The organism is Streptomyces sp. NPDC002884 (genome assembly GCF_040295245.1).
GTDB lineage: Bacteria > Actinomycetota > Actinomycetes > Streptomycetales > Streptomycetaceae > Streptomyces.
In genome coordinates this window covers 153,313-165,712 of record NZ_JBEOVB010000011.1, presented here as the reverse complement: position 1 = coordinate 165,712, position 12,400 = coordinate 153,313, and the positions used below count along the sequence as shown (strand labels likewise).

General features: G+C 71.0%; 8 protein-coding genes. 6 read left to right on the top strand and 2 right to left on the bottom strand.

Going from position 1 to position 12,400, the window contains the following annotated elements:
* Positions 1-89: 89 nt before the first annotated feature.
* Together ilvC and serA are read left to right on the top strand one after the other, a co-directional pair.
* Positions 90-1,088: a ketol-acid reductoisomerase gene (gene ilvC / locus ABT070_RS23250; protein ID WP_054239796.1), complete on the top strand. Its 999-nt coding sequence runs from the start codon at positions 90-92 to the stop codon at positions 1,086-1,088.
* Positions 1,089-1,322: 234 nt separating this feature from the next.
* Entirely contained in the window at positions 1,323-2,912 is a 1,590-nt protein-coding gene (serA, locus tag ABT070_RS23245; protein ID WP_351763622.1) for a phosphoglycerate dehydrogenase, read from the top strand.
* 204 nt (positions 2,913-3,116) lie between these two features.
* Here serA and ABT070_RS23240 read toward each other — a convergent pair whose 3' ends face one another.
* Positions 3,117-4,670 carry an MFS transporter gene (locus tag ABT070_RS23240; protein ID WP_451101346.1) on the bottom strand — a complete coding sequence of 518 codons (1,554 nt, stop codon included), beginning with the start codon at positions 4,668-4,670 and terminating at the stop codon, positions 3,117-3,119.
* A gap of 97 nt (positions 4,671-4,767) precedes the next feature.
* Between ABT070_RS23240 and ABT070_RS23235 the strand changes: the two genes are divergently transcribed.
* Positions 4,768-5,358 carry a TetR/AcrR family transcriptional regulator gene (locus tag ABT070_RS23235; RefSeq protein ID WP_351763620.1) on the top strand — a complete coding sequence of 197 codons (591 nt, stop codon included), beginning with the start codon at positions 4,768-4,770 and terminating at the stop codon, positions 5,356-5,358.
* A 72-nt stretch (positions 5,359-5,430) separates the two neighbouring features.
* Complete coding sequence (locus ABT070_RS23230) at positions 5,431-8,172, top strand: hypothetical protein (protein ID WP_351763618.1); 2,742 nt, start codon at positions 5,431-5,433, stop codon at positions 8,170-8,172.
* 44 nt (positions 8,173-8,216) lie between these two features.
* On the opposite strand, the gene ABT070_RS23225 is transcribed toward ABT070_RS23230, so the two are convergent.
* On the bottom strand, positions 8,217-9,401 hold the full coding sequence (locus tag ABT070_RS23225; protein ID WP_351763616.1) for a PucR family transcriptional regulator: 1,185 nt from the start codon (positions 9,399-9,401) through the stop codon (positions 8,217-8,219).
* Between the two features lie 164 nt (positions 9,402-9,565).
* Here ABT070_RS23225 and ABT070_RS23220 point away from each other — a divergent pair, with 164 nt between their 5' ends.
* Entirely contained in the window at positions 9,566-10,546 is a 981-nt protein-coding gene (locus ABT070_RS23220; protein ID WP_351763614.1) for a proline dehydrogenase family protein, read from the top strand.
* A 183-nt stretch (positions 10,547-10,729) separates the two neighbouring features.
* A complete protein-coding gene (pruA, locus tag ABT070_RS23215) occupies positions 10,730-12,370 on the top strand; it encodes an L-glutamate gamma-semialdehyde dehydrogenase (protein WP_351763612.1) in 1,641 nt (546 codons plus the stop codon).
* Positions 12,371-12,400: the final 30 nt, after the last annotated feature.

The window sequence follows — 12,400 nt, the reverse complement described above, 5'->3', positions numbered from 1 at the left end:
ATCGCCCGTATACCGAGACCCCGAGACTTCCCTTCCGCCCGCCGTCATACGGTGGTACGCAACACCTGCACCCAAGGAGAGAACCCAAAGTGGCCGAGCTGTTCTACGACGCCGACGCCGACCTGTCCATCATCCAGGGCCGCAAGGTCGCGGTCATCGGATACGGCAGCCAGGGCCACGCCCACGCCCTGTCGCTCCGTGACTCCGGTGTCGACGTCCGGGTCGGTCTGCACGAGGGCTCCAAGTCCAAGGCCAAGGCCGAGGAGCAGGGCCTGCGCGTGGTGACCCCGGCCGAGGCCGCCGCCGAGGCCGACGTCATCATGATCCTCATCCCGGACCCGATCCAGGCCCAGGTCTACGAGGAGTCCATCAAGGACAACCTGAAGGACGGCGACGCGCTGTTCTTCGCCCACGGCTTCAACGTGCGCTTCGGCTTCATCAAGGCACCGGCCGGCGTCGACGTCGCCCTGGTCGCCCCGAAGGGCCCGGGCCACCTGGTGCGCCGCCAGTACGAGGAGGGCCGCGGCGTCCCCGCGATCGCCGCCGTCGAGCAGGACGCGACCGGCAACGCCTTCGCGCTGGCCCTGTCGTACGCCAAGGGCATCGGCGGCACTCGCGCCGGCGTCATCAAGACGACCTTCACCGAGGAGACCGAGACCGACCTGTTCGGTGAGCAGGCCGTCCTCTGCGGTGGCACCTCCGCGCTGGTCAAGGCGGGCTTCGAGACCCTGGTCGAGGCCGGCTACCAGCCGGAGATCGCCTACTTCGAGTGCCTGCACGAGCTGAAGCTGATCGTGGACCTCATGTACGAGGGCGGCCTGGAGAAGATGCGCTGGAGCGTCTCCGAGACCGCCGAGTGGGGCGACTACATCACCGGCCCGCGCATCATCACCGACGCCACCAAGGCCGAGATGAAGCAGGTTCTCGCCGAGATCCAGGACGGCACCTTCGCCCAGAACTGGATGGACGAGTACCACGGCGGTCTGAAGAAGTACAACGAGTACAAGGACGCGGACTCCGAGCACCTGCTGGAGACCACCGGCAAGCAGCTGCGCAAGCTGATGAGCTGGGTGAACGAAGAGGCGTAAGGCCTCGGGACAGGGGGCCGGAGCCGATCGCTCCGGCCCCGTTGTCCATTCCGTCCACTCACGGACGGGTGATCCTTCCGCGGAGGCGTGAGGCGGCCTCCGTCGCAGCACTACACTGCTGCACTACATACGCGTCAGGCCCACAGCGTCGTGCGTCTTCCACGCGGCTAGCCCCTCCTCCGCCTGCGGCCGTCGGGACGGCCGTCCGCACGCTTTGGACTTGTGAGGACTCACGTGAGCTCGAAACCTGTCGTACTCATCGCTGAAGAGCTGTCGCCCGCGACCGTGGACGCGCTCGGCCCGGACTTCGAGATCCGGCACGCCAACGGGGCGGACCGGGCCGAACTGCTCCCGGCCATCGCCGACGTCGACGCGATCCTGATCCGCTCGGCCACCAAGGTGGACGCCGAGGCGATCGCCGCCGCGAAGAAGCTGAAGGTCGTCGCACGAGCCGGCGTCGGCCTGGACAATGTCGACGTTCCGTCCGCCACCAAGGCCGGCGTGATGGTCGTCAACGCCCCCACCTCGAACATCGTGACCGCCGCCGAACTGGCCTGCGGTCTCCTGCTCGCCACCGCCCGCCACATTCCGCAGGCCAACGCCGCGCTGAAGAACGGCGAGTGGAAGCGCAGCAAGTACACGGGCGTGGAACTGGCCGAGAAGACCCTCGGCGTCGTCGGCCTCGGCCGCATCGGTGCGCTCGTCGCGCAGCGCATGTCCGGCTTCGGCATGAAGGTCGTCGCGTACGACCCCTACATCCAGCCCGCGCGCGCCGCGCAGATGGGCGTGAAGGTCCTGTCGCTGGACGAGCTGCTCGAGGTCTCCGACTTCATCACCGTCCATCTGCCCAAGACCCCCGAGACGGTCGGTCTGATCGGCGACGAGGCGCTGCGCAAGGTCAAGCCGAGCGTGCGCATCGTCAACGCCGCGCGCGGCGGGATCGTCGACGAGGAGGCGCTGTACTCGGCGCTGAAGGAGGGCCGCGTCGCCGGCGCCGGCCTCGACGTGTACGCGAAGGAGCCCTGCACGGACTCCCCGCTCTTCGAGTTCGACCAGGTCGTGGCCACCCCGCACCTCGGCGCCTCGACCGACGAGGCCCAGGAGAAGGCCGGTATCGCGGTCGCGCGTTCGGTGCGGCTGGCTCTCGCGGGTGAGCTGGTGCCGGACGCGGTGAACGTCCAGGGCGGTGTCATCGCCGAGGACGTCAAGCCCGGTCTGCCCCTCGCCGAGCGCCTCGGCCGGATCTTCACCGCGCTCGCCGGTGAGGTCGCGGTCCGCCTCGACGTCGAGGTGTACGGCGAGATCACCCAGCACGACGTGAAGGTGCTGGAGCTGTCGGCTCTCAAGGGTGTCTTCGAGGACGTCGTCGACGAAACCGTCTCGTACGTCAACGCCCCGCTGTTCGCGCAGGAGCGCGGCGTCGAGGTGCGGCTGACCACCAGCTCCGAGTCGGCCGACCACCGCAACGTCGTCACCGTGCGCGGCACGCTCTCGGACGGCGAGGAGGTGTCGGTCTCCGGCACGCTGGCCGGTCCCAAGCACCTTCAGAAGATCGTCGCGGTCGGCGAGTACGACGTCGACCTCGCCCTCGCCGATCACATGGTCGTCCTCAAGTACGAGGACCGTCCGGGTGTCGTCGGCACCGTGGGCCGGGTCTTCGGCGAGGCGGGGATCAACATCGCCGGTATGCAGGTCGCCCGCGCGGCCGTGGGCGGCGAGGCGCTGGCCGTTCTGACGGTCGACGACACGGTGCCCGCCGGGGTGCTGGCGGAGGTCGCCGAGGAGATCGGCGCGACGTCGGCTCGTGCGGTCAACCTCGTCTGAGGTTGCCGCACGTACCGGGGGCTGCCGCCCCCGGGCCCCCGCTTCGGCCTGAACGGCCTCGTCCTCAAACGCCGGACGGGCTGGATGTACTGAGCGTGGCTCGACGGCCGGCGCGGGGCGGGCTGGATGTACTGAGCGTGGCTCGATGACAGGAGCCGGGCGGGCTGGAGTGATCCAGCCCGCCCGGCTCCTGTTCTGTTCGGGTCACTTCACGCGGATCCTTCGCAGGGTCACCGAGGCCGCTGCCGCCGCTCCGGCCAGGAGCACCGCTCCGGCGATCGCCGCGCCCTGCATCCCGTTGGTGAATGCCTCGCGTGCCGTCGTCGCCAGGGCGTCTCCCGTGCGCCCCGGGAGCCGACCTGCCACCGCGAGGGCGCCGCCGAGGGTCTCGCGGGCCTCCGCCGGGGCCGTGGCCGGGATGTCGTGGCGGTAGATCGCGGTGCCGATGGAGCCGAGGACGGCCATGCCGAGGGCGCCGCCGAACTCGGTGCCGGTCTCCAGCAGGGCGGACGCGGATCCCGCGCGTTCCACCGGGGCCGCGCTCATCGCCAGGTCCGTCATCTGCGACAGGACCATGACGATCCCGCAGGCCAGGACCGCGCAGGCGGTCAGCACGAGCCACATCGAGTCCGTACCGGCGAGGGCCAGCAGCGCGTAGCCGCTCGCCCCGATCGCGAAGCCCGCCGTCACGACGTAGGCGCGGTTGACGCCCTTCTGGACCAGCGAGGTCGCGACCGGGGCCGCCGCGCCGATCGGCACCGAGGGGAGCAGGGCCCACAGGGCCGCCTCCAGCGCGCTCTTGCCGAGCACCGACTGGAGGTACTGGGTGGTGAAGAACGCCGAGCCCAGCATGCCGAAGGCGGAGACCAGGTTGAGGGCCAGGGCGGGGGTGAAGCCGTGGCCGCGGAACAGGGCCGGGGAGATCATCGGTGAGGCCGCGGTGCGCTGGCGGTGGACGAAGAGGGCCGCGAAGAGCAGACCGACGGTGACCGAGACGACGTACTCCACGTGCCAGCCGTCGGACGGGATCTCCTTCAGGCCGTAGATCACGGGCAGCACGGCGGCCATCGACAGGGGGACGCTCGGCCAGTCGAAGCGGCCGGGGGCGGGATCGCGGGACTCCGGCAGCAGGACCGGGCCGAGGACGAACAGCAGGGCCATCGCGGGCAGGTTGACCAGGAAGACCGAGCCCCACCAGAAGTACTCGACCAGCAGGCCGCTCATCACCGAGCCGAGCGCGATGCCGCCCGTCATCACCGCGGACCACAGGCCGATCGCCTTCGCGCGCTGGGCCGGGTCGGTGAACATCGTGCGGATCAGGGCCATCGTCGAGGGCATCAGGGTCGCGCCACCGATCCCGAGGACCGCGCGGGCCGCGATCAGGGTCTCGGCGCTGTTCGCGTACGCCGCGATCAGCGAGGCGGCGCCGAAGGCGGCGGCGCCGATCAGCAGCAGCCTGCGGCGGCCGATGCGGTCGCCGAGCGAGCCCATCGTCATCAGCAGGCCCGCCAGGACGAAGGCGTAGATGTCGAAGATCCACAGCTGCTGGGTGCCGGTCGGCCGCAGGTCCGCGCTGATCGCCGGGATCGCGAAGTAGAGGACGGAGACGTCCATGGAGACCAGCAGCAGCGGAAGCATCAGTACGCCCAGCGCGGTCCATTCACGGCGGCCGGCGCGGCCTGCCGGGGTCGCCGGGGCGCCCACCGGGTCCATCGGGTCCGTCGGGTCCATCGGGTTCGTGTGCGTCGGGTTGGTCATGACGGTGACTGTACGAGCGTATTAAACGGTTGTCTAGAACGAATGTATAAGTCAGTCGTCTAGGACGTCTGTATGGATCGAGGGTAGGGTGGCGGACATGGGACACCGTGAGGATCTGCTCGAAGGCGCCAAGCGCTGCCTGCTGGAGAAGGGGTTCCTGCGGACGACCGCGCGGGACATCGTCAAGGAGTCGGGGACCAACCTGGCGTCCATCGGCTACCACTACGGGTCGAAGGACGCGCTGCTGGTGCAGGCGTACGTCTCGCTGATCGAGGGCGCCGGCGACGAGTTCGACCCCGGGTGGGGCGTGGGGGACGAGCTGACGGCGGCCGCCGGGTCGCTGGAACGCTTCCAGGAGGTGTGGGCGAGCATCATCGGCTCGGTGCCGCGGACGCGCGCTGTCTGGCTGCTGAGCTTCGAGCTCATCGTCCAGGGCGACCGCCTCCCCGAGGTGCGCAAGCTGCTCGCCGAGGCGCAGGAGCAGGGCCGGTCGGGGATCGTGCCCATGTTCAACGGCGTCCCGGAGGACGAGCTCGACAAGGAGACCGTCGACACGGAGGGCCGCTTCTACCAGACCCTCCTCAACGGACTCATGGTCCAGTGGCTCTTCGACCCGGCCTCGGCGACCGACGCGGCCCAGCTCACCGAGGGACTGCGCCGGGTGATCGAGGGCACGAGGGGGAACTGACCCTCACCCCGTTCTCGGTGCCGCTGTCGGTGCCCTCCGCTAGCCTGACGGGCTCGGGGGAGGGGGACCTGCGTGGCTGGTGGTCGGGGGGCCTGGCGACGCTGCCTGGCGGGAGTTCTGCTCTCGCTGTTCACGGCGGCAGGATTCGTGGGCGCGCATCTGGCGTGGGTGGCAGCGGTCGACCACAGTTATCGGGAGCAGATGGACCATGCCTGGCCCGGGTCGGAGGAGCTGGGTGAGCTCACCGAGCAGCAGCGGAGGGAGCTCGAGAAGGAACAGCGCGAGATCCGTGAGCGGTACCGGGGAAAGGGGCGCGCACCCCGCACCGGGGCCTCGAAGTTCACGCTCGCCCTCTCTTCCGGCTGGTCCGCGCAGGCCCGGCACCGGCTGACGCTGACCGGCGACGACCCCTTCACCGCCGCCCTGCGCAGCGGTGAGTCGATGGCCGAATGGATGCCCTTCACCGCCCGACTCAGCGACAACGAGGACTGCCACTTCGGCAAGGTGGACTCGGTCACCGGCTTCGAGCGCAACCAGGTGGCGCAGAACAGCCCCGAGGCGAAGGTGTCGGTCACCTCCGAGGCCTCGGGCGAGCAGCTTGCCCCGAAGTGTCTCAAGGACATGGATCTCGACGGCTCCATGACGCTCGTGCTGAAGCCGAAGAGTGCGCGGCTGGGCGCCGCCGGGATCTACGACCGGTGGACCGTGAGTGTCCGGGCCGACGCCGGCAGGATCCAGGCCGTCGCGTTCGAGTCCGGCAAACAAGGCCAGGTCCTCAGGCAGTCCGTCGACCGGGTCGACATCGTGCTGCCGGCCAAGGGGAGAGTGGCCGTCACGGTCGGCGACTTCGACGCGGTCGGCGACAGCCGGAGCGACTTCGTGATCCTCAGCGATTCGCTCCAGTCCAACTCCTCCCTCGTCCGCGACGTGATCTTCCTGCTCGTGGCGGTCGCCGTGCTCCTGTTCTGCCTGGTGCTGCCGTTCGTGCGCGCGTGGGCGCCACTCCCCACGCTGCGTCGCTGGCAGTCGGCGGCCACGGTGGCCACGGTCGGCACGGCCGTGTTGCTCCTCAATGCCCTGAACGCTTTCGGCCTGGGCATCGAACCGGAGAATCCGGCGGCCTGGGCCGGTACGGCCTTCGTCGCGTGGTGGTGGGTGACGGTTCCGCTGCTCCTCGTCGCCCTCGCGGCCCGGCTGAGCAACGGCCGACCGCCCGAGGCCCGTTGGATGCTGCTCGCCGCCGTGCCCGGACTGGCCCTGCTCGCACCCGTGGCGGCGCTCTCGCTGACGGACCGGTCCCTGTGGCCCTGGCTTCAGCCTGCCGCCGTCACCCTGTTCGCCTGCGCCGCGGCCGCCGTGCTGCGTGGCGGACTGCTCGGCGTGCCGGGCCGGCGCTGGGCCGTGACCGTCGCCGTCGCCGGATGGGCGGGCCTGCTGGCGGTCGGGCCGGGTGCGGGCCTTCCGGACGACATCCTCGGCGCCGCCGTCGAGGGCCACTGGCAGACCGCGAACACCGTGGCGACCTATGCCCTGGAGTGGTTCTGGCCCGCGGGCGTTCTCGCGGCGCTCGTCGCCCTGGGGGTGCGAAGCCGATCGGCGGCCGGTGCGGCTGTGCTGCTGTGGTGGCTGCTGAGCGTGGGGGAGGGGGGATCCGTCCACTTCTGGGCGGACTACACCGGCACAGCACGCTGGAACGTGCTCGGTGTGGCGTACACCACCGCGGTCAACGGCACCCTGGTGGTCGTGGAGGCCGCCGTCGTGTGCGTCGCCGCCGCCCTGCTGTGGCGCTTCCGGCACGACGCCGGATCCTGGCCGCCGCACGCGCGCACGGCGCTGATCGCTCTCGGCGTCACGGCGGCCGTGGCCGTACCGGCCGCCAGCGGTTTCAGCCGGGTAGGCGGCATTTACGTGCCGGGCGACTCCCTGCTCCTGGCTCTCGCCTTCGCCGCGGCCGGCTTCGGCTGGCTGATCCCTGTCGCCGCCCGGCCGAGGGCCGAGCGTCTGCATGCGACGACACCGGGCGCGCATCTTCGCCGCGTCCACGCCCTGTTGAAGGAACAGGCGCTGGCGGCCGGCCGCCGGATGTTCCTGACGGCCTCGCACACAGCCCTGGCCGAGGGGGCCCTCAAGCCCCGCGACTTCAACACCCGGCTGAGAGCCCTGGGCGCCGGCGCGCCGCTGCGCCCCCTCGCCCTGCGCGCCCTGGCGCTCGGATCCTCCGGCGGCCGCACGGCTTGGCGCAACGGTGTGGCGGCCGCCGTGTTCGTCGGTGCGCTGAGTCTGCCGTGGATCGCGTACACCCTGCCCCCGCGGATCTCCACCATCACCGTCTACGACCCCCCGGAGGTCGCCGGCGAGTGGCTCACCGCTCTGCGCTGGCCGCTGTACGGCTTCGTCTACGGTTACCTCTACTCCTGGCTGCGCGGCAGTACCCCGCTCGGCCGGGCGATGTGCCTGCTCGCGGTGGTGCTCCCCGCCGAACTGGCCGCCCTGCTCTACCAGTTCGAACCGGCCGCCGAGTTCGGTGCGTCCCTGCTGCTCACCACCGGCGACTGCCTGGCCGTCTTCCTCGCCCTCGGCCTGTACTGGGAGGCCCGTCAGGTGCGGGCCGCCGGTCTGCGCTGGGGGCAGATCCGGAACTTCCGTACGCTGTCGGCCCTCGCGGTCCCGGTGACGACCGTGCTGGTCGCGGTGACGACGGCCCTCGCCACGGCTCTGGTCGGAGTGTGGGCGACCGCGCCGCAGGACTCGGGACCGGAGCCGCCGCAGACCTCGGCGACCAGCAGCCCTCTGACCTCGACCAGCAGCCCCTGACCTCGACCAGCGCCTCTGGCCTCGACCGGCAGCCTCCGGCCTCGTCAGAGCCGGGCCGCCTTCAAGGTCATGTGCAGGAGCAGCCGGTCCTCGCCGTCGTCCAGGTCCAGGCCGGTCAGCTGCTCCACCCGGGACAGCCGGTAGTAGAGGGTCTGCCGGTGGATGCCCAACTCGGCTGCCGTGCGGCCCGCCTGGCCCGCACAGTCGAGGTACACCTCGGCCGTGCGGGCGAGTTCGTGGTGGGCGGGCGTCAACAGGGTTCGTACGGCGGGGTCCTGGGCGGTCTCCCGGGGCAGCGAGGTCAGCAGCCGGTAGGGGCCGATGGACGCCCACCGGGCGACCGGGCCGAGGCCGGGCTCCGCCAGCGCCGCCCGCGCCGACGCCGACGCCTCCTGCCAGGCGATGCCCAGTTCCGCGAGGCCGGCCCGCCCGGCGGCCACTCCCGCGGCGGCCCCTTCCGCCCGCTCGAGGAGCCGGGCCGCCGCCGACGTCGCCGGGGTGAGGGTGTCCGTGGAGCGCAGGCGGACCAGCAGGGCCAGGGACTGGGAGGCCGTGCCCCACGGGACCGTGCACAGCGCCGTCGCCCCGGGCAGCGTACGCAGCGAGGGCGCGTCGTCCGGGTCGGCGGACGGCCAGGGCGTCACGCACACCACCGTGTGCGGGCCGTCCGCGCGGGCGCCGAGCGCGGTACGCAGCTCCGCCACCGCCATGTCCCGCTGCCAGTCCGGCTGCGCGGTCAGCACCGCCCGCAGCTCCCGGGTGAGGTCCGCGCCGTGCTGGGCCTCGTCGGCGAGCAGGGCGCCGATCCGGACGGTCACCTCCATGGCGGCCGCCAGCTGGGCGTCCGAGGGCCCGGGGTCGTCGTCGAGCAGCCAGACATAGCCGAGGACGACCCCCCGGTGCCGTACGGGGAGACAGACGCGCCCCCGGTACACCCCGGCCTCCGGGGTCGGCGGGATCCGGACCGGGCCGGTCGCCCGGGTGATGCCGAAGCCCTCGAACCAGGTGCGGACGGCGGCCGTGGAGCGCCGGGTGAGGATCGAGCGGGTGCGCACCGGGTCCAGCGCCGACGCGTCGAGCTCGCCCTCGCTGTCGTAGGCGCCGAAGGCGATCAGCTCGAAATCCCGGTTCTCCAGGGTCGCGGGAGCGCCGAGCAGCTCGGAGATCTCGTCGACGAGCTCCTGGTGGTCACCCTGGTAATCGGCTGTCACCCGGGCATTCTCCCGCATCTCCCCGCCCTCTTCATACATCTGTCTGAGATCCGCGGCACGGATGCGTGACAGCTGTCGATGGCCCACGATCGGAGGGATCCTTAGGTTTCACGGTGGTTCTCCGTGCCGTTCCCCGATCGTCGGGCGACGGCCTCGTATGGGTTGGTATGTGGAGGTGCCCCGTGCTGGGTCCCGTGATTCTCGCCGCTTCGCGCAGCGACCGGATGCGACGCCTGATCTCGGCGGCCCCGGTGACGAAGCAGGTCGTGGACCGCTTCATCCCCGGGGAGACGGTCGACGACATCGTCCCGATCGTCGAGGAGCTCACCGCCGGTGGGCTGGAGCTGACGATGGACGTCGTCGGCGAGGACATCACCACCCCCGAACAGGCCGCCGCCGCCCGGGACGCCTACCTGGCGCTGATCGACCGGCTCGCGGGGCTGGAGCTCGGCGAGCGGGTCGAGATGTCCGTCAAGCTGTCGATGTTCGGCCAGGCCCTCCCGGCGCCCACCACCGCCCTGATCGAAGGGCCCTCCGGGCCCGCCCCCGCGTTCCAGGGCGGCCACGAGCTGGCCCTCGCCAACGTGCGCCCGGTCGTCGAGGCCGCCGCCGCGATCGGCACCACCGTCACCCTCGACGCCGAGGACCACACCACCCTCGACTCGATGTTCGCCATCCACGAGGAGCTGCGGAAGGACTTCCCGCAGACCGGCTGTGTCATCCAGGCCTATCTCTTCCGCACCGAGGCCGACGCCCGCCGGCTCGCCGCGAGCGGCAGCCGGGTCCGCCTCGTGAAGGGCGCCTACAAGGAGCCCGCCGAGGTCGCCCACCAGCAGAAGCACGAGATCGACAAGGCGTACGTGCGGATCCTGCGCACCCTGATGGAGGGCGAGGGGTACCCCATGATCGGGTCCCACGACCCGCGCCTCATCTCCATCGCGCAGGAGCTCGCCCGCAAGGCCGGGCGCAAGCTGGACGAGTACGAGTTCCAGATGCTGTACGGCATCCGCAGCGACGAGCACCTGCGGCTGGCCGCCGAGGGGCACCGCATGCGCGTCTACACCGCCTACGGCACCGACTGGTACGGCTACTTCATGCGCCGGCTCGCCGAGAAGCCGGCCAACCTGCGGTTCTTCGTCCGCAGCATGCTCACCAGGGGCTGAACGATGAGGCAGGCGCAGTGGCTTCTCTGCCGGGGGTCCGGGGGTCGTCCCCCGGGAAGGCGCAGCATGCGCCGGCTCGCCGAGAAGCCGGCCAACCTGTGGTTCTTCGTCCGCTCGATGCTCAGCAAGGGCTGAGCCCGCACCCCCGATCGCAACACCCGCTCAGAAGGAGTAACGGAAGACATGGACGCGGTAACCCAGGTCCCCACCCCCGTCAACGAGCCGGTGCACGGCTACGCCCCCGGTTCACCGGAGCGTGCCCGGCTGGAGGCCAAGCTCAAGGAACTGGCCGACAACCCGATCGACCTGCCCTGCACGATCGGCGGCGAGCAGCGGATGGGCGGCGGCAAGCGGTTCGACGTCGTGCAGCCGCACAACCACCAGGCCCGCCTCGGCACCTACGCCGACGCGACGCAGCAGGACGCGCAGGACGCCGTCGACGCGGCCCTCGCCGCCGCGCCCGCCTGGCGCGCGATGTCCTTCGACGACCGCGCCGCGATCATCCTGCGCGCCGCCGAACTCCTCGCCGGCCCCTGGCGCGAGACGCTCGCCGCCTCCACCATGCTCGGCCAGTCGAAGACCGCCCAGCAGGCGGAGATCGACTGTCCCTGTGAACTGGTCGACTTCTGGCGCTTCAACGTCGCCTACGCCCGCCAGATCCTGGCCGAGCAGCCCCCGGCGAACTCCCCGGGCGTCTGGAACCGCCTCGACCACCGGCCGCTCGAGGGCTTCGTCTACGCGATCACGCCGTTCAACTTCACCGCCATCGCGGGCAACCTGCCCACCGCGCCCGCGCTGATGGGCAACGTGGTCGTGTGGAAGCCGTCCCCGACGCAGACCCACTCCGCCGTGCTGCTCATGCGGCTGCTGGAGGAGGCCGGTCTGCCCAAGGGCGTCATCAACCTGGTCACCGGCGACGGCGTCGAGGTCTCGAAGGTGGCCCTGGAGCACCGCGACCTCGCGGGCATCCACTTCACCGGCTCGACCAAGACCTTCCAGTACCTGTGGAAGACGGTCGGCGCCAACATCGAGAAGTACCGCTCCTACCCGCGTCTGGTCGGCGAGACCGGCGGCAAGGACTTCGTCGTCGCCCACCCGAGCGCGGACCGTGCGGTGCTGAAGACGGCGCTCACCCGGGGCGCCTTCGAGTACCAGGGCCAGAAGTGCAGCGCGACCTCCCGGGCCTACATCCCGGCGTCGATCTGGAACTCCGGCTTCAAGGAGGAGTTCGCGGCCGAGGTCGACTACCTGACGATGGGTGACGTCACCGACCTCTCCAACTTCGTCGGCGCCGTCATCGACGAGCGTTCCTTCGCCAAGAACAAGGCGGCCATCGACCGCGCGAAGGCGGACCCGACCTGCACGGTCGTCGCGGGCGGCTCCTACGACGACTCGGTCGGCTGGTTCGTGCGCCCGACCGTCGTCGAGTGCACCGACCCGGAGAACGAGGTCTTCACGACCGAGTACTTCGGCCCGTTCCTCGCCGTGCACGTGTACGACGACAGCTCCGCCGAGGCGTACGACGAGATGCTGACGCAGATGGAGTCGGTGTCGGACTACGCGCTGACCGGCTCGGTCGTCTCGGGCGACCGCGCGGCCGCCGCGTACACGATGGAGAAGCTGCGCTACGCGGCCGGCAACTTCTACATCAACGACAAGTCGACCGGCGCCGTCGTCGGCCAGCAGCCCTTCGGCGGCGGTCGCGCCTCCGGCACGAACGACAAGGCCGGCGCTCCGCAGAACCTGATGCGCTGGACCCTGACCCGCGCCATCAAGGAGACGCTGGTCGCGCCGACCGACTACCCGTACCCGCACATGGGCTGACACACCGTCGTACGACGGGGAAGGGGCCGG

Excerpts from the sequence above, each read along its gene's own strand:
- ABT070_RS23225 (WP_351763616.1), bottom strand. The coding sequence starts at position 9,401 with ATGCGGGAGAATGCCCGGGTGACAGCCGATTACCAGGGTGACCACCAG.
- ABT070_RS23235 (WP_351763620.1), top strand. The coding sequence starts at position 4,768 with ATGGGACACCGTGAGGATCTGCTCGAAGGCGCCAAGCGCTGCCTGCTG.
- ABT070_RS23240 (WP_451101346.1), bottom strand. The coding sequence starts at position 4,670 with ATGACCAACCCGACGCACACGAACCCGATGGACCCGACGGACCCGATG.
- pruA (WP_351763612.1), top strand. The coding sequence starts at position 10,730 with ATGGACGCGGTAACCCAGGTCCCCACCCCCGTCAACGAGCCGGTGCAC.